Below are 25163 nucleotides of genomic sequence, written 5' to 3'. Positions count from 1 at the left end.
ACCGGTTCCCGCCCCCCGCCGGCGGGGGCGGAGGACCAGCTCATGCGCACCGAGCTGCGCACATGCAGTACGTTCAGGGCATGTCCCAGCCCGCCAAGTCCTCACGTACACCAGCGGCGACCGACGCGCCGGAGAGTGCCGCCGGCTCCCGCGCCGCCGCCCAGCGGCTCAAGATGCGCCGGGAACTGGCGGCCGCCGCGATGGAGCTGTTCGCCACCAAGGGATACGAGGCGACCACCGTCGACGAGATCGCGGCCCAGGCCGGGGTCGCGCGCCGCACCTTCTTCCGCCACTTCCGCTCCAAGGAAGAGGCGATCTTCCCCGACCACGACGACACCCTGATCCGCGCCGAGGCGGTGCTCAACGCCGCGCCGGCGCACGAGCATCCGCTCGACACGGTGTGCCGCGGCATCAAGGAAGTCATGAAGATGTACGCGGCGCGGCCGGAGATCTCCGTCGCCCGCTACAAGCTGACGCGCGAGGTGCCCACCCTGCGCGAGGCGGAGATCGCGTCGGTGGCCCGCTACGAGCGCCTGTTCACCCGCTACCTCCTCGGCCACTTCGACGAGCGCGCGCACGCCGACGACGCCAACGACGACCCGCTGCTGGCGGAGGTCGCCGCGTCCGCGGTCGTCACCGCCCACAACCACGTCCTGCGGCGCTGGCTCAGGGCGGGCGGGCAGGGGGACGTGGAGGCGCAGCTGGACCACGCGTTCGCCATCGTGCGCAAGACCTTCGGGACGGGCATCGGGGCGGGCCGCTCCACGGAGCCGCAGCCGGCCGCCGCCACGGCCTCCACGCAGGGCGAGGTGCTGGTGACCGTGGCCCGGACCGACGCGCCGCTCGACGAGGTCATGCGGACCATCGAGCAGGCCCTGAAGGAGCGCTGAGCGCCCCCTCCCGCGCTTTTCCCGCTGTGATGACGGCCACCCCCCGGGGTGGCCGTTTTGCCATGTCAGGGGCGGTTTTGCAGACCCTCGGACGGCCCGTTCGATCGATCATCGCTCATCTGTCGCGTAAAGAATTCACTTGAGAGCAACTTCTGGCACTCAGTGCCTTGCGGGGTGACACGCGGTGTCATACGTTGAAGAGGTCGGGGCGACGTCCCAGCGGGCCCAGCGCCTGCTCGCCCGGACGCCTGCGTCACAGGCAACCTCCCGCGCCACCAGCGCTGCCGAACAGCACCACCACCGCCGAACCGACGGCACACCCGCACCCCTCAGCAGCACCGACGTAACCATCGGCGCCCCTCCCTCAGGGCGCTCACCGCCGGAGGCAACACCGTGACCGTGAAGGACATCCTGGCCGCGATCCAGTCGCCCGACTCCACGTCGGAGGACTTCGCCGCCCTCCCGCTCCCCGAGTCGTACCGCGCGATCACCGTGCACAAGGACGAGACGGAGATGTTCGCCGGGCTCGCCACGCGCGACAAGGACCCCCGCAAGTCGATCCACCTGGACGAGGTGCCGCTGCCCGAGCTCGGCCCGGGTGAGGCCCTGGTGGCCGTCATGGCCTCGTCGGTGAACTACAACTCGGTCTGGACGTCGATCTTCGAGCCGCTGTCGACGTTCGGCTTCCTGGAGCGCTACGGCCGCACCAGCGAGCTGGCCAAGCGCCACGACCTGCCGTACCACATCATCGGCTCCGACCTCGCGGGCGTCGTCCTGCGCACCGGCCCGGGCGTCAACGCCTGGCAGCCCGGCGACGAGGTCGTCGCGCACTGCCTGTCGGTCGAGCTGGAGTCGTCCGACGGCCACAACGACACGATGCTCGACCCGGAGCAGCGCATCTGGGGCTTCGAGACCAACTTCGGCGGTCTCGCCGAGATCGCGCTGGTGAAGTCCAACCAGCTGATGCCCAAGCCGGACCACCTCAGCTGGGAGGAGGCCGCCGCCCCCGGTCTGGTCAACTCCACCGCCTACCGGCAGCTGGTCTCCCGCAACGGCGCCGGCATGAAGCAGGGCGACAACGTCCTCATCTGGGGCGCGAGCGGCGGACTGGGCAGCTACGCCACGCAGTTCGCGCTGGCCGGCGGCGCCAACCCGATCTGTGTCGTCTCCTCGCCGCAGAAGGCGGAGATCTGCCGCGCGATGGGCGCCGAGGCGATCATCGACCGCAACGCCGAGGGCTACAAGTTCTGGAAGGACGAGCACACCCAGGACCCCAAGGAGTGGAAGCGCTTCGGCAAGCGCATCCGCGAGCTCACCGGCGGCGAGGACATCGACATCGTCTTCGAGCACCCCGGCCGCGAGACATTCGGCGCGAGCGTCTTCGTCACCCGCAAGGGCGGCACCATCACCACCTGCGCCTCCACCTCGGGCTACATGCACGAGTACGACAACCGCTACCTGTGGATGTCGCTGAAGCGGATCATCGGCTCGCACTTCGCCAACTACCGCGAGGCCTGGGAGGCCAACCGGCTGATCGCGAAGGGCAAGATCCACCCGACCCTGTCGAAGGTGTACTCCCTGGAGGACACCGGGCAGGCCGCGTTCGACGTGCACCGCAACCTCCACCAGGGCAAGGTCGGCGTGCTGTGCATGGCCCCCGAGGAGGGCCTGGGCGTGCGCGACGAGGCCAAGCGCGCCCAGCACATCGACGCCATCAACCGCTTCCGCAACGTCTGAGGAGCGCTGCATGACTGAGCGTCAGCCCGCCGACGGCGTGCGGGAGAAGGACCGGCCGTGGCTCATGCGCACGTACGCCGGTCACTCCACGGCCGAGGCGTCCAACGAGCTGTACCGGCGCAACCTCGCCAAGGGCCAGACGGGCCTGTCGGTGGCGTTCGACCTGCCGACGCAGACCGGCTACGACTCCGACCACATCCTCGCCCGCGGCGAGGTCGGCCGGGTCGGCGTGCCGATCGCGCACGTCGGTGACATGCGCCGGCTGTTCCAGGACATCCCCCTGGAGCAGATGAACACCTCGATGACCATCAACGCCACGGCCATGTGGCTGCTGGCGCTCTACCAGGTCGTCGCCGAGGAGCAGGGTGCCGACATCACCAAGCTCCAGGGCACGACCCAGAACGACATCGTCAAGGAGTACCTGTCCCGGGGGACGCACGTCTTCCCGCCGGGACCGTCCCTCCGCCTGACGACGGACATGATCGCGTACACGGTCTCCCACATGCCGAAGTGGAACCCGATCAACATCTGCAGCTACCACCTGCAGGAGGCGGGCGCCACCCCGGTCCAGGAGATCGCGTACGCGATGTCCACCGCGATCGCCGTGCTCGACGCCGTGCGCGACTCCGGCCAGGTGCCGCAGGAGCGCATGGGCGATGTGGTGGCCCGTATCTCCTTCTTCGTGAACGCGGGCGTCCGCTTCATCGAGGAGATGTGCAAGATGCGCGCCTTCGGCCGCATCTGGGACAAGGTCACGCGCGAGCGGTACGGCATCGAGAACCCCAAGCAGCGCCGCTTCCGCTACGGCGTCCAGGTCAACTCCCTGGGCCTGACGGAGGCGCAGCCGGAGAACAACGTCCAGCGGATCGTGCTGGAGATGCTGGCCGTGACGCTCTCCAAGGACGCCCGCGCGCGTGCCGTGCAGCTGCCCGCCTGGAACGAGGCCCTCGGGCTGCCCCGCCCCTGGGACCAGCAGTGGTCGCTGCGCATCCAGCAGGTGCTGGCGTACGAGAGCGACCTGCTGGAGTACGACGACATCTTCGAGGGCTCGAAGGTGATCGAGGAGAAGGTGCAGGGCCTGGTCGAGGCGTCGCTCGCCGAGATGGACCGCATCGAGGAGATGGGCGGCGCGATGGCGGCCGTCGAGTCCGGCTACCTCAAGTCGCAGCTGGTCGCCTCGCACGCCGAGCGCCGGGGCCGGATCGAGTCCGGCCAGGAGAAGATCGTCGGCGTCAACATCTTCGAGGGCACCGAGCCGAACCCGCTCACCGCCGACCTGGACACCGCTATCCAGACGGTGGACCCGGCGGTCGAGGCCCGGGTCATCGCCGCGCTGCAGCAGTGGCGCGACACCCGGTACCAGCCGCCGTTCAACCACCCGCGGCCCTGCAAGGCGCTGGAGCGGCTGAAGGAGGCCGCGCGCGGCAACGAGAACCTCATGGAGGCCACCCTGGAGTGCGCCCGCGCCGGCGCCACGACCGGCGAGTGGGCCGGGGCGCTGCGCGAGGTGTTCGGCGAGTTCCGGGCGCCCACGGGTGTCTCGTCCGCGCCGGTGGCCGTTCCGGTCGAGGAGGGCAGCACGCTGGCCCTCGTCCGCCGGAAGGTGGATCTCACCGCCAAGGACCTGGGCGTGGGCAAGCTGCGCTTCCTGGTCGGCAAGCCGGGCCTGGACGGGCACTCCAACGGCGCCGAGCAGATCGCGGTGCGCGCCCGCGACGCCGGCTTCGAGGTGGTCTACCAGGGCATCCGGCTGACGCCTGAGCAGATCGTGGACGCGGCCCTCGCGGAGGACGTGCACGCGGTCGGCCTGTCCATCCTGTCCGGCTCGCACGCCCAGCTCGTCCCGGACGTCCTCGAACGGCTCCGTGTGGCCGGTGCCACAGACATCCCGGTGATCGCCGGTGGCATCATCCCGAATGGTGACGCCGAGCAGCTCAGGGAAGCCGGAGTGGCCGCGGTCTTCACCCCGAAGGACTTCGACATCACCGGAATCATCGGCCGCATCGTCGACGAGATCCGGAAAGCGAACAAGCTCGACCCCCTGGAGGTCCCCGCATGACCACGCCTGTCAACCGTCTCCGTCCGCGGCGTTCCTGCCTGGCGGTGCCGGGCTCGAACCCGCGCTTCCTGGAGAAGGCCCAGGGCCTCCCGGCGGACCAGGTCTTCCTCGACCTGGAGGACGCCTGCGCCCCGCTGGCCAAGCCCGAGGCGCGGCACACCATCGTGAAGTTCCTCAACGAGGGCGACTGGACGGGCAAGACGCGCGTGGTCCGGGTCAACGACTGGACGACGGAGTGGACGTACCGCGACGTCGTCACGGTCGTCGAGGGCGCCGGCCCGAACCTCGACTGCATCATGCTGCCGAAGGTCCAGAACGCCCAGCAGATCGTCGCCCTGGACCTGCTGCTGACGCAGATCGAGAAGACGATGGGCTTCGAGGTCGGCCGCATCGGCATCGAGGCGCAGATCGAGAACGCGCAGGGCCTGAACAACGTCAACGAGATCGCGCAGGCCAGCCCGCGCGTGGAGACCATCATCTTCGGCCCGGCCGACTTCATGGCCTCCATCAACATGAAGTCGCTGGTCGTGGGCGAGCAGCCGCCCGGCTACCCGGCGGACGCCTACCACTACATCCTGATGAAGATCCTGATGGCCGCCCGCGCCAACGACCTCCAGGCGATCGACGGCCCCTACCTGCAGATCCGCAACGTCGAGGGCTACCGCGAGGTCGCGCAGCGCGCCGCCGCGCTCGGCTTCGACGGCAAGTGGGTGCTGCACCCGGGCCAGGTCGAGGCGTCCAACGAGATCTTCTCGCCGTCGCAGGAGGACTACGACCACGCCGAGCTGATCCTGGACGCGTACGACTACTACACGTCCGAGGCGGGCGGCAAGAAGGGCTCGGCGATGCTCGGCGACGAGATGATCGACGAGGCCAGCCGCAAGATGGCCCTGGTCATCGCGGGCAAGGGACGCGCCGCCGGCATGCGGCGCACCAGCAAGTTCGAGATCCCGGAGGGCTGAGCGCGATGCAGTTCGGGCGCACCTACGAGGAGTTCGAGGTCGGGGCGACGTACAAGCACTGGCCGGGCAAGACGGTCACGGAGTACGACGACCACCTGTTCTGTCTCCTCACCATGAACCACCACCCGCTCCACATGGACACGAACTATGCGGAGAAGACGACGGACTTCGGCAAGAACGTCGTCGTCGGGAACTACATCTACTCCCTCCTGCTCGGCATGTCCGTGCCGGACATCTCCGGCAAGGCCATCGCCAACCTGGAGATCGAGTCGCTCAAGCACGTGGCGCCGACCTTCCACGGCGACACGGTCTACGGCCAGACGACCGTGCTCGACAAGTGGCCGTCGAAGTCGAAGAACGACCGCGGCATCGTCTACGTCGAGACCAAGGGCTACAAGCAGGACGGCACGCTGGTCTGCGTGTTCCGCCGCAAGGTGATGGTGCCGACCGAGACGTACATCAAGGAGCGCGGCGGCGAGCAGCCCGGCCGCCCGGAGCTGCGAGAGCAGGAGAAGTAGTCATGGCGCGACTCGCCCAGACCGCCGGTCTGACGGACGTCCAGCAGGAGATCCTGTCCACCGTCCGGGACTTCGTGGACAAGGAGATCATTCCGGTCGCCACGGAGCTGGAGCACCGCGACGAGTACCCGCAGGCGATCGTCGACGGGCTGAAGGAGTTGGGCCTGTTCGGCCTGATGATCCCCGAGGAGTACGGGGGCCTGGGCGAGTCGCTCCTGACGTACGCGCTGTGCGTGGAGGAGATCGCCCGCGGGTGGATGTCGGTGTCCGGCATCATCAACACGCACTTCATCGTGGCGTACATGCTCAAGCAGCACGGCACGCAGGAGCAGAAGGACCACTTCCTGCCGAGGATGGCGGCCGGTGACATCCGGGGCGCGTTCTCGATGTCGGAGCCGGCCCTCGGCTCGGACGTGTCGGCGATCACGTCGAAGGCGGTGAAGGACGGCGAGGAGTACGTCCTGAACGGCCAGAAGATGTGGCTGACGAACGGCGGAACGTCGTCGCTCGTGGCCGTTCTGGTCAGAAGTGACGAAGGTCACCCCGAGGGCACCGCGCCCCACAAGTCGATGACGACCTTCCTCGTGGAGAAGGAGCCCGGCTTCGGCGAGGTCCGTCCCGGCCTCACCATCCCCGGGAAGATCGACAAGATGGGCTACAAGGGTGTCGACACCACCGAGCTCATCATGGATGGCCTGCGGATTCCCGCGGATCGCGTGCTCGGCGGGGTCACCGGCCGGGGCTTCTACCAGATGATGGACGGCGTGGAGGTCGGCCGTGTGAACGTCGCCGCGCGTGGCTGCGGCGTCGCCCAGCGTGCGTTCGAACTGGGCGTCCGGTACGCCCAGCAGCGCCACACCTTCGGCAAGCCGATCGCCCAGCACCAGGCGATCCAGTTCAAGCTGGCCGAGATGGCTACCAAGGTCGAGGCCGCGCATGCCATGATGGTGAACGCAGCACGCAAAAAGGACTCCGGGGAGCGAAACGACCTCGAGGCCGGGATGGCGAAGTACCTCGCCTCCGAGTACTGCAAGGAGGTCGTCGAAGACGCCTTCCGGATCCACGGCGGCTACGGCTTCTCCAAGGAGTACGAGATCGAGCGCCTCTACCGCGAGGCGCCGATGCTGCTCATCGGTGAAGGTACCGCCGAGATCCAGAAAATGATCATCGGCAGGCGGCTGCTCGAAGAGTATCGATTCCAGGGCTAGATGTCCGGATACGGGGTGTTTTCTTGGAGAAGAAGATCACACCCCGTCAGCACTCTTCGGAAGCCGACTCGGTTGCCTGGCTTACCCAGTTAGGGCCCCGAGCCGCTACGATCGCCGGAAAGCCGCCGTCCCCCGTCAGAGTGCGGCATCATCCGCTACGAAGGTCATCCATGCCCCACAGCCAAACCTCTGCACCTCGCGACAGCCGGGCCGGCGTACGCCTCGCGCGCGGAGCATCGCCGTGGCTCCTTCCGACCGTCGCCACCGCAGCCCTCAGCCTGGCCCGCGCCCGCCGCTCCGGTGCGGCCAAGGCCGTAGCCGTTCCCGCCACCGCGCTGGCGGCGGGGATGCTGTGGTTCTTCCGCGACCCCGAGCGTGAGATCACCCAGGGCCGGGTCATCTCGCCCGCCGACGGTGTGGTGCAGAGCATCATGCCGTGGAAGGACGGCCGCACGCGCGTCGCGATCTTCATGAGCCCGCTCAACGTCCACGTGAACCGCGCCCCGCTGGCCGGCACGGTGACGTCGGTCGAGCACGTTCCCGGTGGCTTCGTTCCCGCCTTCAACAAGGAGAGCGAGAACAACGAGCGGGTCGTGTGGCACTTCGACACCGAGCTCGGCGACATCGAGATGATCCAGATCGCCGGCGCGGTCGCCCGCCGCATCGTCCCCTACCTGCCGCAGGGCACCAAGGTCGAGCAGGGCGAGCGGATCGGCCTGATCCGCTTCGGCTCGCGTGTCGACCTCTACCTGCCGGAGGGCGTGGAGGTGGCGGTCGAGGTCGGTCAGAAGACCGTGGCAGGGGTGACTCGCATTGACCGTGATTGATCCGGATACCAAGGCCGGCTGGGGGCCGGACGCCGACGAGGTCGACGAAGAAGAGGAGATGCCCCTCTCGCTGCGCCTGTCGATAGCGGACACCCTGACGCTCGGCAACGCCACGTGCGGCTTCATGGCGGTGTACTTCACCACCACGGGCATCCTGATCCCGCACCTCACGGGCAGCCAGGAGACCGGCATGGCCCGCCACAGCGCGGCCACCGCGGTCATCCTGATGCTCTGCGCTGCGGTCTTCGACCTGTTCGACGGCCTGGTGGCGCGCAAGCTGCGCTCCTCCCCCATGGGCGCCGAGCTGGACAACCTGTCCGACCTGATCAGCTTCGGCCTGGCGCCGGCGTACTTCGTGCTGGTCTACGGCATGGTCGCCGACGACGCGCACCAGAGAGTGGCCGCGGTCGGGGCGATCGTGGTGCTGCTGGCGGTGGTGCTGCGGCTTGCCCGGTTCTCCTGCGTCACGGTCAAGGACGGCACCTTCCAGGGCATGCCCTCGCCGTTCGGCGCGCTGACGGTGGTGTCCATCGTGCTGCTGGAGCTGCCCTTCGTGGCGACGCTCCTGGCGATCCTGGGCACGGCGTGGCTGATGGTGAGCCGCGTGGAGTACCCCAAGCCGCGCGGGCGCCTCGCGGTCGCGATGCTGTCGTGGATCGTGCTGAGCATGGGCCTGCTGGCGGCCTGGGCCTTCGACGCGCCGAGCGGTCAGCTGCTGCTCCAGACGGGCTGCGCGCTGCAGCTGGTCATGGGCGCCGTGATCCCGCTGTTCGCGACGGCCCGGCGGGTGAACAACTTCCGCGACAACCGGCGGGAGGCGCGGGCGGCCCAGCTACCGTGACCTCGCAGAACCACTGACGGGTGTGGCCCGGGCCTTTCGAGGCCCGGGCCACACCCGTTTCGCATGACGGTTCAGGCCGGGTGACGGTTCAGGTCAGGAAGTCCCGCCCGATCCGCTCCGCGACCCGTTCCAGGATCGGGCCCGCCTCGGCGATGCACTTCGCCACGTCCGGCTCCTCCTGCGTCAGGGGGTAGGCGCGGCGGATGCCGGCCCGGCCGAGGGCCTCGGGGGGCAGGGCGAGGCGGCCGCAGACCGCCACGACCTCCTTGCCTGCGGCGCGGGCCGCCGCGGCGACGCCCGCCGGGGCCTTGCCGTGCAGGGTCTGCTCGTCCAGCGAGCCCTCACCGGTGATGACCAGGTCGGTGCCGTCCAGGGCGGGGCCGAAGCCCAGCACGTCGAGCATGACCTCGATGCCGGGGCGGAAACGCGCGCCCAGCAGCAGCGCGCCGTAGCCGATGCCGCCGGCGGCTCCCGCGCCCGGCGACGCGGCGTACTCGGCGGCCCGCGGGCCCACCGCGCCTTCCAGGACCTTCGCGAAGTGCGCGAGGGCGGCGTCCAGGGCCGCCACGTCGTCCGGTGAGGCGCCCTTCTGCGGCCCGTACACCGCCGGTGCGCCCGTCGGGCCGGTCAGCGGGTTGTCCACGTCGCTCGCCAGCACCAGGTCGACCTCGGACAGACGGGGGTCGAGGGCCGACAGATCGGCGGTGGCCAGCTCGGCCAGGCCGCCGCCGCCCGGGGGCACCGGCTCCCCGTCCGCGTCCAGGAACCTCGCGCCCAGCGCCGACAGCATCCCGGCGCCGCCGTCCGTGGTGGCGCTGCCGCCGACCCCGAAGACGATCGTGCGGGCGCCCGCGTCCAGGGCGGCCCGCAGCACCTCGCCGGAGCCGTACGTGGAGGAGGTGAGCGGGGCGAAGACACCGGCCGGCAGCCGCTGGAGTCCGCTGGCCTCGGCCATCTCCACGACCGCGGTGCCGTCGCGCAGCGCGAACGCCGCGGTCACCTCGTCCCCGAGGGGGCCGGCGACCCGGACCTCCCGGCGCTCGAACCCGGCCGCGACCGCCGCGGCCACGGTCCCGTCGCCGCCGTCGGCCACGGGCAGCGCCTCGACCTCCAGGTCCGGCACGGCCCGGCGCAACCCGGACGTCACCCGTTCGGCGACCTCCACGGCCGTCAGCGACCCCTTGAACTTGTCCGCGGCGACGAGCACCCGCCGGGTCCTCCGGGCCTCGCTCACTGCAGCGTCCGCCACTTGCACTCCCCTTGCTCTACGGGCCCGGTCCGGGCCGGTCGCGCCGCTGTGACCTTAACCGCAGGACACCCCCGGCGTCAGCCCGTGCCCACCCCGTGGACCGGTGCCGCCGGGGCCCCGGAACGGAACACACCGCAGCGCCCGGCGCGAAACGGGTAAGCCGTAACCATGAGCCCCGCACGCACCGCGACAGACACCGCGACGGACCTGGCGAACCGCATCCTCGGCGGCTGGCTGGGCCGCATCGCGGGGAACATGCTCGGCAAGCCCGTGGAGCAGGGCGAGGTCTGGACCCGCGACCGCATCGACCGCTATCTGCGGCAGGCCGCCGCCCTGCCCCTGACCGACTACCTGCCCGAGCCGCCCACCGACCGCGACGGCTTCGAGCTGCGCCCCGAATGGCGCCAGTGCGTGCGCGGCCGCATCCACGGCAGCTGCCGCGACGACGACGTCGACTACGCGATCCTCGGCCTGCACCTGCTGGAGACGCACGGCTTCGGCTTCAGCACGGAGCAGGTCGGCGACCTGTGGCTGCTGCGGCTGCCGTACCTGCAGACCTTCACGGCGGAGCGGGCGGCGTACCGCAACCTGGCCAACGGGCTGAAGCCGCCGCTGACGGCCACGTACGACAACCCGTACCAGGAGTGGATCGGCGCCCTCATCCGTGCCGACGTCTACGGCTGGACCTGCCCGGGCGTCCCGCGCCGCGCCGCCTCCCTGGCCCGCCGGGACGCCGTGCTGTCGCACACCGGCAACGGGGTGTACGGGGCGATGTGGGCGGCGGCGCTGATCGCGGCGGCCTTCACGGCGCCCACCGTGCGGCACGCCGTCGACGAGGCCCTGGCGGTGATCCCGGCCAGCAGCCGTCTGGCCCGTACGGTGCGCCGGGTGGTGTCGCTGCACGACACCCGCCTGTCCTGGGAGGACACGCTCACCACGGTCGCCGAGGAGACCGCCGGCATGGGCTGGATCCACACCGTCCCGAACGCCGCAGTCCTCACCGCCGGTCTGCTCTACGGCGACGGCGACTTCACCCGCACCATCACCCTGACCGTGCGCGGCGGTCTGGACACCGACTCCAACGGCGCCACGGCGGGCTCGGTGGCGGGGGTGTTCGGCGGGGCCGCGGCCATCCCGGACCAGTGGAAGCTCCCGCTGGAGGACACGGTGCGCAGCGCGGTGTTCGGCTTCGACGGGGTGCGGATCAGCGAGCTGGCGGAGCGGACGGTGCGGCTGGCGGAACTGGAGGCCTGAACCGGACGCGTCCGCCGGATGGATACCCTGCCCCCCATGACCGCCTCTTCCGACTTCGCCGCCTACATCGCGTCCCTGCCCCGAGTCCTGGCCGGCGCCGCCGCCCTGTTCCGGGACGGCGAGGGCCGGGTGCTGCTCGTGGAGCCCAACTACCGGGACGGATGGGCGCTGCCGGGCGGCACCGTCGAGTCCGACGACGGCGAGACCCCGCGGCAGGGCGCACGCCGCGAGACGGCGGAGGAGATCGGCCTGGACCGGGAGCTCGGCCGGCTGCTGGCGGTGGACTGGGTGCACGGCGCCGGCCGTCCGCCGCTGGTGGCGTACCTGTACGACGGCGGCGTGCTCGACGAGGACGACCTCAAGGCGATCCGCCTCCAGGAGGAGGAGCTGCTGTCCTGGCGCCTGGTCCCGCGCGAGGAGCTGACGGACCACCTCCCGGGCGCCCTCGGCCGCCGCGTCCTGGCCGGCCTGGACGTCCTGACGGACGGCTCGGGCACGGCGGAGCTGGAGAACGGGCACCGGGTCGGCTGACGGAGCGACCCGCTCCCCGGGTGGCCCGCTCCCCCGGGGTGTTCCGCTCCCGTGGGGTGTCCCGTGCGAAATACGCTCGCCGCTCCTCCGCGGCCCGGCCTACGCTCGGATCATGGCCAAGCCCCTCGTCGCCCTCCTCACCGGCGCCGGTGTCAGTACCGACTCCGGGATTCCCGACTACCGCGGGCCCGACGGGCTGTGGCGGCGGGATCCCGAGGCCGAGAAGCTCGTGACCTACGACTGCTACATGAGCGATCCGGAGATCCGGCGGCGGTCCTGGCAGATGCGGCGGCGGACCGAGGCGCTGGGGGCGGAGCCCAACGCGGCGCACCGGGCGGTGGCCGCGCTGGAGCGGTCCGGGGTGCCGGTGCGGGTGATCACGCAGAACGTGGACGGGCTGCACCAGCTCGCCGGGATGCCCGCCCGGAAGGTGCTCGAACTGCACGGCAGCGCGCGGAGTGTCGTGTGCACCGGGTGTCATGCCCGGGGGCCGATGGCGGACGCGCTGGCCCGGGTCGAGGCCGGTGAGGAGGATCCGGCGTGCCTGGAGTGCGGCGGGATCCAGAAGCCGGCGACGGTGATGTTCGGGGAGCGGCTCGACCCCGTGGTCCTGGGCGACGCGGTCGCCGTCACCAAGGCCTGCCAGGTGTTCGTCGCCGTGGGGTCGAGCCTTCAGGTGCAGCCGGCCGCCGGCCTGGCCGGTGTCGCCGCCGACCACGGGGCCCGGCTGATCATCGTGAACGCCGAGCCGACCCCGTACGACGACCGCGCCGACGAGATCGTCCGCGAGCCCATCGGCAGGGCCCTGCCGGAACTGCTGCGCGGGCTGACGGGTCAGGAGCGGCCGGCGGGGCCTCAGGGCGGCTGAGGGCGGTCCGGGCGGGGGTGCCGCGCGGTGCCCCTCAGGACGGGAAGAGTGTCGCTCCCCGCTCGAAGTCCAGCAGGCGGCGCTTGCGCTCCAGGCCGCCGCCGTAGCCCGTGAGGCCGCCGTTCGCGCCGATGACGCGGTGGCAGGGGACGATGATGCCGACGGGGTTGCGTCCGTTGGCGAGGCCGACCGCGCGGGAGGCGGTGGGGGCGCCGAGGGCGTCGGCCAGCTGGCCGTAGGTGCGGGTCTCGCCGTACGGGATGCGGCGCAGCTCTTCCCAGACGGTGCGCTGGAACGGGGTGCCGTGCAGGCGCAGTTCGACGGTGAACTCCTCGAGGTCCCCGGCGAAGTAGGCCTTGAGCTGCTGCTCGGTCTCCGTGAAGAGGGTGTCGTCGCGCGGGCCGAAGGACTCCTCCGGGGGGCGGTGGCGCTGGTCGGTCATGTAGAGGCCGCACAGCACGCCGTCGTCGGCGACGAGGGTGAGGGGGCCGTAGGGGCTGTCGGTCACGGTGTGCTGTTTCATCGGACGTCCCTATACCGGAAGGAAGTTGATCGGGTGGCTGTCGGTCGCCCAGAGGTACTGGACCGCGTAGGCCCGCCAGGGGCGCCAGGCCGCCGCGCGGGCGGTGAGTGCGGCCGGGGTGGAGGGCAGGCCGAGTTCGCGGGCGGCGCGGCGGATGCCGAGGTCCGTGGGGAGGAAGGCGTCGGGGTCGCCGAGGGCGCGCATGGCGATGACGTCCACTGTCCAGGGGCCGAAGCCGGGCAGCGCGAGGAGCTGGGCGCGGGTCTGCGGCCAGTCGCTCTCCACGCCCAGGTGGAGATCGCCGTCGGCGAGGGCGCGGACCAGGGTGGTGAGGGTGGTGCGGCGGGTGCGGGGCATCGCCAGGGACTCGGGGTCCAGCGCCGCGAGGGCCTCGGGAGCCGGGAAGAGGTGCGTGAGGCCGCCCTCGGGGTCGTCGACCGGTTCGCCGTGCGCGGTGACCAGGCGGGCCGCGTGGGTGCGGGCGGCGGCGGTGGAGACCTGCTGGCCGAGCACGGCCCGCACGGCGAACTCCGCCTCGTCGATCGTGCGCGGGACGCGCCGCCCGGGTGCCTTGTCGACCAGCGGCGCGAGGACCGGGTCCGTGCGCAGCTGGTCGTCCACGGCCACCGGGTCGGCGTCCAGGTCGAGCAGCCGGCGGCAGCGGCTGATGGCGACGGTCAGGTCCCGCAGGTCGCTCAGGGTGAGGCGGCAGGCGATGTGGTCGGGGCGCGGGGTGAGGGCCACGATGCCGTGGCCGTAGGGCAGGCGCAGGGTGCGCCGGTAGGAGCCGTCGCGCCACTCCTCCACGCCGGGTACGGCCGTCGCGGCGAGGTGGCCGAAGAGGTTGTCGGGGTGGAGCGGGGCGCGGAACGGCAACCGCAGGCAGAGTGCTCCGGGGGTGCTCGCGCCCTGCCGTTTCGGGGCGCGGGCGCGCAGCTCGCTCGGGGGCAGGGCGAAGACCTCGCGGACGGTGTCGTTGAAGGTGCGGATCGAGGCGAAGCCGGCGGCGAAGGCGATCTGTGCCATGGGCAGGGCGGTCGTCTCGATGAGCAGCCGGGCCGTCTGGGAGCGCTGGGCGCGGGCCAGCGCGAGGGGGCCCGCGCCCAGTTCGGCCTGGAGCTGGCGCTCGATCTGGCGGGTGCTGTAGCCGAGCCGGGCGGCGAGCCCGGGTACGCCTTCGCGGTCCACGACGCCGTCGGCGATCAGCCGCATGGCGCGGGCGACGAGGTCGGCGCGCCGGTTCCACTCCGGGGAGCCGGGGCTGGTGTCGGGGCGGCAGCGCTTGCAGGCCCGGAACCCGGCCTGCTGGCAGGCCGCCGCGCTCGGGTGGAAGACCATGTTCTGCGGCTTGGGCGGTGTGACGGGGCAGCTGGGACGGCAGTAGATGCCGGTCGTCAGGACGGCGGTGAAGAACCATCCGTCGAAGCGCGCGTCCTTGGAGCGGACGGCGCGCACGCAGCGCTCCGTGTCGGTGTGCATCCCCGTGTGCATGGCTCCAGCATCGGGCACCGGGCGGGACCGGGCTGGCGGGAATCCGACATCGATGTGCCCCCGTCCGCCGCCCCGCAGGGACAGATGAAGACTCATTCATGTGTCAGTGGGCGCCCGGTACGATGACGGCATGGGTCATGGAGCCGTCATCCCCGCGCAGGACGCCGCCGAGCGGGTACGCCTGGACGCGGACAACGTCGCGAAGGTCGCCACCACGCTCCAGGCCCTGTCCACGCCGTCCCGGCTGCTGATCCTCGCGCGGCTGCGGGAAGGCCCGCTGCCGGCCACGGAGCTGGCCGCCGAGGTGGGCATGGAGCAGTCGGCCTGCTCGCACCAGCTGCGGCTGCTGCGCAATCTGGGCCTGGTGGTCGGCGAGCGCCGGGGCCGGTCGGTGGTGTACGCGCTGCACGACCACCATGTCGCCGAGCTGCTCGACCAGGCGGTGTACCACGTGGAGCATCTGCGCCTGGGCCTCAGCGACGCCGCCGACTGAGGCGGCGCCGCCGGGGCGCGGGGCGGTTCCTACTCGGTGGCGGTGGGCCGCCGTGAGGCCCGCATCGCCTCGCTCAGGCGCGTCAGCGGACGCAGCCGGTAGGTGTAGGCGTAGTCGCGGTCCGCGAACAGCTTGAACTCGTCGTGGGTGTGCGCGCCCCAGCTGTTGTCGCCGCCCACGCCCATCTGCCGGTGGTTGATCCGCAGCACCACCGCGTCGCGGGGGGTGAGCTGGTAGTCGTGGCGGACGCCGGCCGACAGGTCCTCGGGCGTGAAGTGCGAGGCGCCGACCTCCAGCAGCGGCTCACCGCAGACCAGCAGTCCGCGTCCGCCGCGGTCGGTCAGCGCGGCCCAGCGGACGTCGGTCTTGTTGCCGTTCTCCTGGGGGCGCAGGTAGGGGGTCCACTGGCCGGAGACGGTGCCGGAGTGGAGGCCGACGTCGGTGGCGTTGTTGCGGTCCCACATGTTCTCCTCGGGGCCGCGGCCGTAGTAGTGCAGCCGGTCCAGGCGGCGCGGCAGGAACAGCAGGGTGCCGACCTCGGGGATGTACGGCAGGTCCGGTGCGCCGGGATGCAGGGTGGCCTCGACCTTGATCTCGCCGTTGCCGAAGACCGTGTACGTCGTGCCGAACGCGGACTCGGCGCCGGTCGGCAGGGTGCCGGTGAAGGCGATCTCGACGGCCCGGTCGCCCAGGGGCCGGACCCGTACGTCCGTCACCTCGCGCCGCGCTCCGGCGTCGCGCCACACCTGGTTGCGGGTGTGGTGGCCGTTGCCGCGGTCGTTGTCGGTGGGCGCCCGCCAGAAGTTCGGGACGGGGCCGGAGGTGACGAGCCGTTCGCCGCCGGCCTCGAAGGAGGTGAGGGTGCCGGTGGTCTTGTCGACCGTGACGGAGAAGCCCCTGCCCCGGACCGTGACGGTCCGGTCGCCGTCGGTGTGCCGCAGGGCGGGGACGCCGCGCAGCGGCGCCGGTGTCACGGCCGGGCTGCCCGCGTCGAGGGCGAGCTGCTGCTTGGCGACTTCGAAACCGGCCTCCGCCCACGGCGTGGCGTCCTTGGTGGTGAAGGAGAACTGCAGGAAGTACTCGGTGCCGGGCGCGGGCTTCGCCGGGAGCCGGACCGGGATCTCGACGTCCTTGCTGCCGAGCGGGGCGACGGTCAGCTGGTCGCGGGTCAGCCGGCCGCGCTGGACGACCTCGCCGTCCGCGACGAGGGACCAGCGGCCGTCGAACTCGCGGAGGTCGGTGAACAGGTACTCGTTGGTGAGCGTGACGGCGCCGGGGCCGCCCGGCGCCTCCGTCACGTTGATCGCCTGGTAGATCTGCTTGACCTCGGCGGACTTGCCGGTGAGGGTGCGGTCGGGCAGGACGATGCCGTCGCCGGCGAAGGCACCGTCGTTGGGATTGTCGCCCCAGTCGCCGCCGTACGCGTGGAACGTCTGGTCGCGCGGGCGCTTCTCGGTGAGGCCGGCGGTGGCCGCGTCGAACCAGAGGCGCACGCCCTCGTCGTCGGGCTTGCGGGTGTCCGAGGCCAGTTCCGTCGCGCTCAGGGCACGGGCGTACACGCGGGCCCGGCGGATGGTGCCGCTGAACTCCCGCGTCGGGTTGTCGATGTCGGTGGCGAGCGACAGCGACGCGGTGTTGACGTCAGGGCGGCGGGTGGTGGTGCGGGTGCCGCGCACCTGGCCGTCGACGTACAGGGTGAGGGTGCCGGCGTCCGCGTCGAAGACACCGGCGATGTGGTGCTCCCTGCCGGTCCAGCCGTCGGGCAGGGCCCAGCTCGCGGTGACCCACTGGCCGCCGCCGTGGATGAAGAACTCCAGGTTCCCGTCGGTCTGCTTGAGGGCGTACTGGGTGTCGCCCTTGGCGATGACGGGCTGATGGCCGCCGGTGACGTCCGGGGTGACCCAGGCCTCCAGGGTCAGGGAGCCGGTGAGGTCGAGGCGGGGGTCGCGGGGGAACACGGTGCCGCCCGAGACGCCCTTGGCCCGGTCGAAGGTGCCCGCGGGCGCCATGATCTCGCCGCGCAGCGCGCCCGGCCCCTCCTCGGTCAGCAGCTTGCGCGTCGGCGTGGGCCAGCGCAGCGCCTGGTCCGCGAAGTCCCAGATCCAGCCGCCCTGGAGGACGTCGTGGCGGCGGACGACGTCCCAGTACTTCTTGAAGTTGCCGTTGGAGTTGCCCATGCCGTGGGAGTACTCGATCATCACGTACGGGCGGGTGTCGTTCGTGTCCTCGGCGCGCTGCTCGACCCGCTGCGGGCTGTCGTACATCTCGGAGCGGATGTCGCTGATGCCGGGGCGGTCGTCGCCCTCGTACTGGATGACCCGGGTGGGGTCGTAGGAGCGGATCCAGTCGTACATGGCGTTGAAGGTGGTGCCGCCGCCCGCCTCGTTGCCGAGGGACCAGATGACCACCGAGGCGTGGTTCTTGTCGCGGTGGACCATGTTCCGGGCGCGGGCCAGGCACGCCTCGGTCCACTCGGGGTGGCCGCTGCCCGGGTAGGTGTCGCGGATGCCGTGGGTTTCGAGGTTGGTCTCGTCGACGAGGTACAGGCCGTACTCGTCGGCGAGTTCGAGCCACAGCGGGTTGTTGGGGTAGTGCGAGGTGCGGACGCTGTTGATGTTGAGGCGCTTGATGATCCGGATGTCCTCGACCATCTGCGCGCGGGTGAGCGCCGAGCCGGTGACCGGGTGCATCTCGTGCCGGTTGGTGCCGCGGAAGGAGACCGGCTTGCCGTTGATGCGCATCAGGCCGTCCTTGAGCGCGAACTCGCGGAGGCCGACCCGGTGCGAGAGGGTCTCGACCACCGTGCCGGCCGGGTCGCGCAGGCGGAGCACGGCGGTGTAGAGGTTCGGGTGCTCGGCCGACCACAGCTTCGGCGAGGGGACGGCTCTGGACGCCTCGACGGTGGCCTCGTCGCCGTCGGGGACGTCGACGGGCCGGTTCAGGGGCCGCGACCAGACCGCGTGGCCGCGCGCGTCGTACAGCTGGGTCTCGACGGTGTAGCGCCCCGCGCCCTTGCCGCCGTAGTCGCGGACGTGCGCGGTGACCTTGAGTTCGGCGGAGGTGTAGCCGTCGCCGAGCGGGGTCTCCAGGCGGAAGTCGCGCAGGTGCACGTCGGGCGTGGAGTAGAGGTGGACCGAGCGGAAGATGCCGCTCAGCCGGATCATGTCCTGGTCCTCCAGCCAGTCCCCGTCGGAGTAGCGGTACACCTCGACGGCGATCTGGTTGGTGCCCGGCTTCAGGTGGCGGGTGATGTCGTACTCGGCGGAGGTGTAGGAGTCCTCGTGGTAGCCCGCCAGCTCGCCGTTGATCCACACGTAGTGGGCGGACTTGACGCCCTCGAAGTGCAGGAAGGTGCGCCGGCCCTGCCAGTCGCGCGGGACGGTGAAGGTCCGGCGGTACTGGCCGACGGGGTTGTGGCGGGTCGGGGCGGCCGGCGGCCGGGCGTTCTCGCCGCGGCCGTTGGGGCCCCACCAGGGGTAGGTGATGTTGACGTAGATCGGGGCGTCGTAGCCGTGCAGTTGCCAGGCGGAGGGCACGGGGACGGTGTCCCAGCCGGAGTCGTCGACGTCGGTGCGGTGGAAGTCGGGGTCCCGGTCGTCGGGGCGGTCCGCGTAGGCGAACCGCCACGTGCCGTCCAGGCTCAGCCGGAACGGCGAGCGCTCGCGGTCGCCGGCCAGGGCCTGGCCGAGGGTCGCGTACGGCATGAGCGTGGTGTGCGGCGGCTCGGTGCCGACGCTGTGGGTGGCCAGGCCGTCGTTCCACTCCGGGGGGCCGTCCGCCGCGGGGCGCCGGCCGGCCGCGTGCGCGGCGCCGGGCGACGCGGACAGCGCGAGCGCGCCGAGCACGGCGGCTCCTCCCTCCAGCAGGCGGCGGCGGCTGACGACCGGCCGTTCGGGCGGGGCGGGCCGGTCGGCGGGGGACGGGTGCGGGTGCGGCATACCGTGGCCTTCCTCGGTTCGACAGGGTGCTGCTGCACGGACTGAGGGCACGTCAGACGCCGTCCACAACGGCCCGGTGGGCAGGGGCGTTTCTGTTGGGACGCGTGACAACTGACGGTGACGGAGCAACTGCTGAGCAGGCACACCCTAGGACTCGAACACAACCGAAGCAATGACCCCGTCGGTCTTTGTTCGATCCTGATGGTTCCGGGCGGGCGCCGGGCCGTTGTCACGCGTCGGGGCGGGAACGCATCCCTGAGGCGCCCGGACCCGGAAGGTCACACGTGAAGGTGGTGGCCGATGGCGGCGAGCGCGGCGGTGATCCCGTGCCGCGGGTACGACGGGAAGGGCGTCCCCTGCGGCGTCCCGGCGCGACAGCGCCGCGCCACCGACCGTACCCTGACCTCATCGGACACCCCGCGCGACGGATCCCGGCGGTGACTCCGCCGCGCCGGAGGGAGCGGCTCGCATGAACGGGTACGCGACGCCGGACCGCGACGCCGTCCCGGCCGCGCCCGGCGGGCTGCTGGACCTGCTGAAGGTCGCGGCCGTGGTGCTGGACCCGGGCGGGCACATCGCCCTGTGGAGCCCGGAGATAGAGCAACTCCTCGGCTACACCGCCGAGGAGGCCCTGCGGCAGCGCGCCGACACCCTGCTGGTCTCCCCCGCGGAACGGTCCCGCGGACGGGAGCTGTTCGCGCAGGTCAGCTCGGGTGCCCGCTGGGCCGGGGTCTTCCCGCTGCGGCACCGCGACGGCACGGAACGCCCCGTGGAGTTCCGTACGATGCGGCTGCTCGACCCCGACGGCCGGCCCCATCTGCTGGGCCTCGCCACCGACGCGACGACCGTGCGGAAGGTCGAGCGCGACCTCGCCCTCTCGCACAGCCTCGTCCACCAGACCCCGCTGGGCATCGCCGTCTTCGACAACGACCTGCGCTGGGTCGGCGTCAACCCCGCGCTGGAGCGGATCAACGGTGTGCCCGAGGACGCCGTGCTGGGCCGCCGGGTCGGCGAGGTGCTGCCCGACCTGGACGTGGCGGCCATCGAGTCCCGGATGCGGCACGTGCTGGAGACCGGCCGCCCCCTGATCGACCAGCAGACCGTCGGGCGGACCGTCGCGGACGTCCGGGACCGCGCCTACTCGGAGTCGTACCACCGCATCGAGGACACCGAGGGGCGGGTGCTGGGACTCGCCATGGCCGTCCTGGACGTCACCGAGCGCCAGCGGGCCGCCGCCGAGGTCGCGCAGGCGCGCCAGCACCTGTCGGTGATCGCCGACGCGGGGGTGCGGATCGGCACCACGCTGGACCTGGGGCAGACCGCCCGGGAACTGGCCGACGTGGTGGTGCCGCACCTGGCGGACCTGGCCGCCGTGGACGTCCTGGAGTCGGTCGTGGCCCACGGCACGATAGCGCCCGTGTCGGGCGGCGCCCCCGCCGAGTTCCGGGCGCTGGCCGTCGCGGCCGGCTACCCCACCGACGCCCTGCACGCCGCCGACCCGGTGGGCGAGCTGGCCGCCTACGGGGCGTCCCGCGTGATCACGCAGTGCGTGCTCAGCGCCCGCCCGGTCCTGATCGCGCACGTGGACGCCGGGACGCTGCGGCGCCTGGCCCGCGACGAGCGCTCCGCCCGGGCCCTGCACGAGGCCGGTGCCCACTCCTATCTGGCGCTGCCGCTGCTGGCCCGGGGCCGGGTGCTGGGCACGCTGTCGCTGTTCCGCACCGTCAACGAGCGCCCCTTCGACGACCGGGACCAGGTCCTCGCCTCGGAGCTCGCCGCGCGCGCCGCGATCTGCATCGACAACGCCCGCCTCTACGGCCGGGAGCGCGGCACCGCGCTGACCCTGCAGCGCAGCCTGCTGCCTGTCGCGCCCGCCGAGCAGGAGGGGCTGGACATCGCCGCGCGGTACCGCCCGGCCCTCAGCGAGGTGGGCGGCGACTGGTACGACGTGCTGCCGCTGGGCCCGGGACGCACCGGGCTGGTCGTCGGGGACGTCATGGGCAAGGGCGTCCAGGCCGCGGCGATCATGGGGCAGCTGAGCACGGCCACCCGGGCCCTGGCCCGCCTGGACCTGCCGCCCGCCGAGCTGCTGCGGCACCTCGACGACATCACCGGCTCGCTCGGCGACACGATCGCCACCTGCGTGTACGCCGTGTGCGACCTGCGGCGCGGCACCTGCGAGCTGTCCAGCGCGGGGCACCTGCCGCCGGTGCTGGCCGGGGCGGACGGCGGGGCGCGGCTGGTCGACGTGCCCGGCGGTGTGCCGCTCGGCGTGGGGGGCGTGGCGTTCGGCACCGCGCGGGTGGAGCTCGCCCCGGGCTCCGTGCTGGCGCTGTACACCGACGGACTGGTCGAGAGCCGCGGGGAGCCGATCGACACCGGCCTGGCCACGCTGACCGGTCTCCTGGAGCACGTGGACCCCAGCCTGCAGGACACGAGCGACCGCCTGATCGGCGCCCTGAGCCCGGCGCCCGACGACGACGTGGCCCTGCTGCTGGTCCGCACCCGGGCGTGAGCCGCGCCCGCACACGGGGTCCGCACGCGGGCGTGAGCCGCGCCCGCGTGCGGACGCGGCTCACGGCGTTCACCTCCCGGGCTCACCTCACGGGTTGCCGGAGTTCTGGTCGAAGGGCCGCCAGGCGTCTTCCCTGCGCACGGTGCACAGGCCCCAGATGACGAACCCCGAGATCGCGATCATCACGACCGACCAGACCGGGTAGTACGGCAGGAAGAGGAAGTTGGCGATGATGACCAGGCTCGCGATGGCCACGCCGGCCACGCGGGCCCAGGTCGACGCCTGGAACAGCCCGACGCTGACGATGACGGCGACCACGCCGAGGGCCAGGTGGACCCAGCCCCAGCCGGTGAGGTCGAACTCGAAGACGTAGTTCGGGGTGGTGACGTAGACGTCGTCCTCGGCGATGGCGGCGATGCCGCGCAGGACGCCCAGGATCCCGGCGATCATGAGCATCACGGCGGCGAAGGCCATCAGGCCGACGGCCCATTCGCGCTGCGCCCTGGACGGCGCCTGCGTGGGGTGTGTGGCGGTCATCCTGGTGCCTCGATTCTTCGGTGCCCGGTGCGTGCGGCGACCGGGGGGTGGAGAGGGGGAGCCGGAGGGTCACGACGGTCGGGGACCGCTGAGCACCAGCTCCTTCGCCCTGCGGTACTCCTCGTCCGTGATGTCGCCGCGGGCGCGGATCTCGGAGAGCCTGGCGAGCTCGTCGACGCTGCTCGCTCCGGTGCCGCCCTTGGCGGTCTCCCGGATGTAGGTGTCGAGCGCCTCCTGCTGGGAGCGGGCCTGGGCGGTCTCGCGGCGGCCCATGTCCTTGCCGCGGGCGATGACGTAGACGAACACGCCGAGGAAGGGCAGGACGATGCAGAACACCAGCCAGCCTGCCTTGGCCCAGCCGCTCAGGGTGTCGTCGCGGAAGATGTCGAAGACCACCCGGAAGAGCAGCACGAACCACATGATCCACAGGAAGAACCACAGCATCGCCCAGAAGGCGCTCAGCAGCGGAAAGTCATAGGCCAGGTAGGTCTGTGCGGTCATGTCACGCCTCCGTCCCGGGCATCCGCCCGGCAGTGGTTCCCCGGGCACTTCCAGCCTGCGCGGGGCGGGGCCGGGCTGCTTCACCCGGGGCGGGTGAGCGTGGGGCCCGTGGCTGTGGCTGTGGCGGCGAGTGTCTCCAGGAGGAGCAGGACCACCAGGACCAGGCCGGCGACCAGGGCCACCGCGCCGGCCGTGGGGTGGTTCCACAGCAGGAGGGTCAGGACGCCCGCGCCGACGACGACGCCGGTGGTCCACGGGCGGTGCGCCGCAAGGGCGCGCCCGGGCGCACCGGTGCGCACCCCGGCGCGCGCCAGGCCCCGGCCGGCGGCCGCGGTGCCGCGCCGGGCGAACCCGCGCACGGCGACGGCGGCCCGGCCGGGGCCGTACAGGTATGCGGCCAGCGCCGTGATCACGGCGACCACCAGGAGGGTGCGGGTGCTGTCGCGCAGGAAGCGGACGAAGGTGTCGTAGATCACCGCGGCGGCGTCCGGGGGCAGGGTCGTGGCCGGCACCGCGTCGAGGTAGACCCGCCGGGCGACGGCGAGCCCGACCAGCAGCAGCACCATCATCACGCCGACGCCTACGGCCGTGATCAGCAGCGTCAGCCGGTGCCGGGGAGCGGTCCACACGGCGAGTCCGGCCAGCACCACGGTCAGCACGGGCAGCCAGGTGCCGACGACGTCCAGCAGCCGCATCGCGTCCTGCGCGGTGGACAGTTCCTCGGTGCGGAACAGCGTGACCGCGCGGTCCGTGTCCGGGATGGCCGCGGCCTGGCCGAGGCCCGCGTCGACCAGACGGGTACGCACTTCGTCGACCACGGGCCCCAGATCCAGCTGCACGGTGTCGCCGGAGACGCGCAGCGGGCCCTCGCCGGACCCGGTGAGCATGTGCACCACGGCGGAGTGCGCCCGTTCGTTGGCGGTCTCCCACGCCTGCTGGAACGCGTCGCTCGTCACGACGCGGGTGACGACGCCCTCGACGACGCCCCGGACGGCGGAACGCAGCGGTACGGTCAGGTTCTCGGCGGCCTCGGCCACGCCGGGCGGGGCGCCGGCGTCCAGGAGGGCCTTCGTGAGGGCGTCCGTGACCGCCTCGACGTTCACGTTGGCCACCACACGGTCGGTCAGCCGCTCGATCATGACGTCCTGGACGGCCGGTTCGGACGCCAGCGGCGCCACGGTCTGCACGTACCGGCCGGTGTCGGAGACCTCGTCGTCCACCCAGAAGGCGACCACGGCCAGCGGCGCGAGCAGCAGCGCCAGCACGAGCAGCACACCGGCGCCCGCGCCGCGCGCTCGGCGGTGCCGTACCCGCGCGGCCCGGCGCAGCCGGTCGTACTCGGCCTGCTCCTGCGCGCTCAGGACACGGCCGGACGCCCCGGACCCACCGGAAGGGGGCGGGGCGGATGCTCCGGTCGGGGCCATGGCACCTCCTCGTGGGGCGGACGGCGCGGCCCGGGGCCGCGTCCACCGGGGTCAGGTGGTCGTGGGGGGCCTGCGGGACGCGCCGGCGACGCCCGCTCCGCGCAGCGCGGCCCGCCAGGTGAAGGCCAGCCCCGCCTCGGCGAGTCCGAGCAGCACCAGCCACAGACCGAGCAGTCGCGTCAGCGCCCGGGCCGACTCCGCGGGCAGGGCCAGCACCACGACGCCCGCGACGAGGGCCAGCACGGCGACGCCGAGGACGAAGCCGCGGTGCGGCAGGTCCGTGGCGGCGAGGGCGGTGTAGAGCGTCAGCATGCCGGACACGAGCCAGACCAGTCCGACGATCAGGGACAGCGCGGTGATGGTCTGCAGCGGATTGCGCAGGCACAGCACCCCGGCCAGGACGAACAGCACGGCCAGCAGGAGACTGGGCAGGCGGTGGCCCTGCTCGATCCGGGCGAAGGTCTCGACGAACCGGAACACCCCGGCGGCCAGCAGGTACAGGCCGACGAGGACCGCCACGACCTGCAGGGTCGCCTCCGGCCAGACCAGCAGCAGGACGCCCGGCACGAGTGTCGCGACGGCCGAGGCGAGGAGCCAGGTCCAGGACCGCCCGAGGGTCGTCAGGACCTGCGCGGGATCCGCCCCGCGGGCGGGTCCGGGGGCTCCGGGCCCGTACCCGGCGCCGGGGTGCGGTGTCCGGCCTGGCGAGGCGGTCATGGTTCCTCCTGGGGGCGGGGCGCTCCCGGACCGCCGCAGGCGGCGGGCCCTCGGACCAGCGTCGCGGCGGCCGCCGGGCG

General features: G+C 72.2%; 21 protein-coding genes. 13 read left to right on the top strand and 8 right to left on the bottom strand.

The window, feature by feature from the left end:
• Window positions 1-80: 80 nt before the first annotated feature.
• From ABZY20_RS11610 to pssA, 8 genes are all read left to right on the top strand, one after another.
• Window positions 81-890, top strand: coding sequence for a TetR family transcriptional regulator (locus ABZY20_RS11610; protein ID WP_356440070.1), 810 nt, complete (start codon window positions 81-83; stop codon window positions 888-890).
• Window positions 891-1283: 393 nt separating this feature from the next.
• The gene (gene ccrA, locus ABZY20_RS11605; RefSeq protein ID WP_356440067.1) at window positions 1284-2627 is read left to right on the top strand and encodes a crotonyl-CoA carboxylase/reductase; all 1344 of its coding nucleotides are present in this window, start codon (window positions 1284-1286) and stop codon (window positions 2625-2627) included.
• 10 nt (window positions 2628-2637) lie between these two features.
• The gene (locus ABZY20_RS11600) at window positions 2638-4686 is read left to right on the top strand and encodes a protein meaA (protein WP_356440064.1); all 2049 of its coding nucleotides are present in this window, start codon (window positions 2638-2640) and stop codon (window positions 4684-4686) included.
• Window positions 4683-5648 (top strand): CoA ester lyase, encoded by a 966-nt coding sequence (locus ABZY20_RS11595; protein WP_356440061.1) that lies wholly within the window; start codon window positions 4683-4685, stop codon window positions 5646-5648. The genes ABZY20_RS11600 and ABZY20_RS11595 overlap by 4 nt, the downstream gene beginning before the upstream one ends.
• 5 nt (window positions 5649-5653) lie before the next feature.
• Entirely contained in the window at window positions 5654-6166 is a 513-nt protein-coding gene (locus tag ABZY20_RS11590) for a MaoC family dehydratase (protein ID WP_062930087.1), read from the top strand.
• Between the two features lie 2 nt (window positions 6167-6168).
• Complete coding sequence (locus tag ABZY20_RS11585; protein WP_356440058.1) at window positions 6169-7374, top strand: acyl-CoA dehydrogenase family protein; 1206 nt, start codon at window positions 6169-6171, stop codon at window positions 7372-7374.
• Between the two features lie 170 nt (window positions 7375-7544).
• The gene (locus tag ABZY20_RS11580) at window positions 7545-8201 is read left to right on the top strand and encodes a phosphatidylserine decarboxylase (RefSeq protein ID WP_030843916.1); all 657 of its coding nucleotides are present in this window, start codon (window positions 7545-7547) and stop codon (window positions 8199-8201) included.
• A 58-nt stretch (window positions 8202-8259) separates the two neighbouring features.
• Window positions 8260-9042, top strand: a complete 783-nt coding sequence (gene pssA / locus ABZY20_RS11575; protein WP_050810223.1) for a CDP-diacylglycerol--serine O-phosphatidyltransferase — start codon at window positions 8260-8262, stop codon at window positions 9040-9042.
• A gap of 88 nt (window positions 9043-9130) precedes the next feature.
• Here pssA and ABZY20_RS11570 read toward each other — a convergent pair whose 3' ends face one another.
• The gene (locus tag ABZY20_RS11570; RefSeq protein WP_356440725.1) at window positions 9131-10249 is read right to left on the bottom strand and encodes a glycerate kinase; all 1119 of its coding nucleotides are present in this window, start codon (window positions 10247-10249) and stop codon (window positions 9131-9133) included.
• Between the two features lie 210 nt (window positions 10250-10459).
• Between ABZY20_RS11570 and ABZY20_RS11565 the strand changes: the two genes are divergently transcribed.
• The 3 genes from ABZY20_RS11565 (at window position 10460) to ABZY20_RS11555 (ending at window position 12944) form a co-directional block, all read left to right on the top strand.
• Window positions 10460-11545, top strand: a complete 1086-nt coding sequence (locus ABZY20_RS11565) for an ADP-ribosylglycohydrolase family protein (RefSeq protein ID WP_356440055.1) — start codon at window positions 10460-10462, stop codon at window positions 11543-11545.
• A 36-nt stretch (window positions 11546-11581) separates the two neighbouring features.
• Window positions 11582-12076 carry an NUDIX hydrolase gene (locus ABZY20_RS11560; protein ID WP_356440053.1) on the top strand — a complete coding sequence of 165 codons (495 nt, stop codon included), beginning with the start codon at window positions 11582-11584 and terminating at the stop codon, window positions 12074-12076.
• A 112-nt stretch (window positions 12077-12188) separates the two neighbouring features.
• Entirely contained in the window at window positions 12189-12944 is a 756-nt protein-coding gene (locus ABZY20_RS11555) for a Sir2 family NAD-dependent protein deacetylase (RefSeq protein WP_356440050.1), read from the top strand.
• A 34-nt stretch (window positions 12945-12978) separates the two neighbouring features.
• Here ABZY20_RS11555 and ABZY20_RS11550 read toward each other — a convergent pair whose 3' ends face one another.
• Both ABZY20_RS11550 and ABZY20_RS11545 read right to left on the bottom strand, forming a co-directional pair.
• Window positions 12979-13467, bottom strand: coding sequence for a methylated-DNA--[protein]-cysteine S-methyltransferase (locus ABZY20_RS11550; protein ID WP_356440047.1), 489 nt, complete (start codon window positions 13465-13467; stop codon window positions 12979-12981).
• Between the two features lie 9 nt (window positions 13468-13476).
• Window positions 13477-14946, bottom strand: coding sequence for an AlkA N-terminal domain-containing protein (locus ABZY20_RS11545; RefSeq protein WP_356440722.1), 1470 nt, complete (start codon window positions 14944-14946; stop codon window positions 13477-13479).
• 142 nt (window positions 14947-15088) lie between these two features.
• Between ABZY20_RS11545 and ABZY20_RS11540 the strand changes: the two genes are divergently transcribed.
• Entirely contained in the window at window positions 15089-15451 is a 363-nt protein-coding gene (locus ABZY20_RS11540; RefSeq protein ID WP_356440044.1) for a metalloregulator ArsR/SmtB family transcription factor, read from the top strand.
• A gap of 29 nt (window positions 15452-15480) precedes the next feature.
• On the opposite strand, the gene ABZY20_RS11535 is transcribed toward ABZY20_RS11540, so the two are convergent.
• Complete coding sequence (locus tag ABZY20_RS11535; protein ID WP_356440041.1) at window positions 15481-19389, bottom strand: glycoside hydrolase family 2 TIM barrel-domain containing protein; 3909 nt, start codon at window positions 19387-19389, stop codon at window positions 15481-15483.
• A gap of 469 nt (window positions 19390-19858) precedes the next feature.
• Here ABZY20_RS11535 and ABZY20_RS11530 point away from each other — a divergent pair, with 469 nt between their 5' ends.
• Window positions 19859-21904 carry a SpoIIE family protein phosphatase gene (locus ABZY20_RS11530; protein ID WP_356440038.1) on the top strand — a complete coding sequence of 682 codons (2046 nt, stop codon included), beginning with the start codon at window positions 19859-19861 and terminating at the stop codon, window positions 21902-21904.
• An 87-nt stretch (window positions 21905-21991) separates the two neighbouring features.
• Here the strand turns inward: ABZY20_RS11530 and ABZY20_RS11525 are convergent, their stop codons facing one another.
• The 4 genes from ABZY20_RS11525 to ABZY20_RS11510 form a co-directional block, all read right to left on the bottom strand.
• Entirely contained in the window at window positions 21992-22441 is a 450-nt protein-coding gene (locus tag ABZY20_RS11525) for a hypothetical protein (protein ID WP_356440035.1), read from the bottom strand.
• Window positions 22442-22510: 69 nt separating this feature from the next.
• Complete coding sequence (locus ABZY20_RS11520; RefSeq protein WP_356440032.1) at window positions 22511-22942, bottom strand: SHOCT domain-containing protein; 432 nt, start codon at window positions 22940-22942, stop codon at window positions 22511-22513.
• Between the two features lie 80 nt (window positions 22943-23022).
• Complete coding sequence (locus ABZY20_RS11515; RefSeq protein ID WP_356440029.1) at window positions 23023-24366, bottom strand: hypothetical protein; 1344 nt, start codon at window positions 24364-24366, stop codon at window positions 23023-23025.
• Window positions 24367-24417: 51 nt separating this feature from the next.
• Window positions 24418-25083, bottom strand: a complete 666-nt coding sequence (locus tag ABZY20_RS11510; protein WP_356440027.1) for a DUF308 domain-containing protein — start codon at window positions 25081-25083, stop codon at window positions 24418-24420.
• Window positions 25084-25163: the final 80 nt, after the last annotated feature.

Origin of the sequence: Streptomyces sp. NPDC006624 (assembly GCF_040611555.1) — a bacterium.
Classification (GTDB): Bacteria; Actinomycetota; Actinomycetes; order Streptomycetales; family Streptomycetaceae; genus Streptomyces.
This window is presented reverse-complemented; position numbering and strand designations above follow the sequence as displayed.

What these genes read in the sequence shown, in the direction of transcription:
- ABZY20_RS11520 (WP_356440032.1), bottom strand. Translation starts at nt 22,942, where the DNA reads ATGACCGCACAGACCTACCTGGCCTATGACTTTCCGCTGCTGAGCGCC.
- ABZY20_RS11580 (WP_030843916.1), top strand. Translation starts at nt 7,545, where the DNA reads ATGCCCCACAGCCAAACCTCTGCACCTCGCGACAGCCGGGCCGGCGTA.
- ABZY20_RS11610 (WP_356440070.1), top strand. Translation starts at nt 81, where the DNA reads ATGTCCCAGCCCGCCAAGTCCTCACGTACACCAGCGGCGACCGACGCG.
- ABZY20_RS11515 (WP_356440029.1), bottom strand. Translation starts at nt 24,366, where the DNA reads ATGGCCCCGACCGGAGCATCCGCCCCGCCCCCTTCCGGTGGGTCCGGG.
- ABZY20_RS11535 (WP_356440041.1), bottom strand. Translation starts at nt 19,389, where the DNA reads ATGCCGCACCCGCACCCGTCCCCCGCCGACCGGCCCGCCCCGCCCGAA.
- ABZY20_RS11585 (WP_356440058.1), top strand. Translation starts at nt 6,169, where the DNA reads ATGGCGCGACTCGCCCAGACCGCCGGTCTGACGGACGTCCAGCAGGAG.
- ABZY20_RS11590 (WP_062930087.1), top strand. Translation starts at nt 5,654, where the DNA reads ATGCAGTTCGGGCGCACCTACGAGGAGTTCGAGGTCGGGGCGACGTAC.
- ABZY20_RS11560 (WP_356440053.1), top strand. Translation starts at nt 11,582, where the DNA reads ATGACCGCCTCTTCCGACTTCGCCGCCTACATCGCGTCCCTGCCCCGA.
- ABZY20_RS11525 (WP_356440035.1), bottom strand. Translation starts at nt 22,441, where the DNA reads ATGACCGCCACACACCCCACGCAGGCGCCGTCCAGGGCGCAGCGCGAA.
- ABZY20_RS11550 (WP_356440047.1), bottom strand. Translation starts at nt 13,467, where the DNA reads ATGAAACAGCACACCGTGACCGACAGCCCCTACGGCCCCCTCACCCTC.
- ABZY20_RS11510 (WP_356440027.1), bottom strand. Translation starts at nt 25,083, where the DNA reads ATGACCGCCTCGCCAGGCCGGACACCGCACCCCGGCGCCGGGTACGGG.
- ABZY20_RS11540 (WP_356440044.1), top strand. Translation starts at nt 15,089, where the DNA reads ATGGGTCATGGAGCCGTCATCCCCGCGCAGGACGCCGCCGAGCGGGTA.
- ABZY20_RS11595 (WP_356440061.1), top strand. Translation starts at nt 4,683, where the DNA reads ATGACCACGCCTGTCAACCGTCTCCGTCCGCGGCGTTCCTGCCTGGCG.
- ABZY20_RS11600 (WP_356440064.1), top strand. Translation starts at nt 2,638, where the DNA reads ATGACTGAGCGTCAGCCCGCCGACGGCGTGCGGGAGAAGGACCGGCCG.
- pssA (WP_050810223.1), top strand. Translation starts at nt 8,260, where the DNA reads ATGCCCCTCTCGCTGCGCCTGTCGATAGCGGACACCCTGACGCTCGGC.
- ABZY20_RS11555 (WP_356440050.1), top strand. Translation starts at nt 12,189, where the DNA reads ATGGCCAAGCCCCTCGTCGCCCTCCTCACCGGCGCCGGTGTCAGTACC.
- ABZY20_RS11565 (WP_356440055.1), top strand. Translation starts at nt 10,460, where the DNA reads ATGAGCCCCGCACGCACCGCGACAGACACCGCGACGGACCTGGCGAAC.
- ABZY20_RS11545 (WP_356440722.1), bottom strand. Translation starts at nt 14,946, where the DNA reads ATGCACACCGACACGGAGCGCTGCGTGCGCGCCGTCCGCTCCAAGGAC.
- ABZY20_RS11530 (WP_356440038.1), top strand. Translation starts at nt 19,859, where the DNA reads ATGAACGGGTACGCGACGCCGGACCGCGACGCCGTCCCGGCCGCGCCC.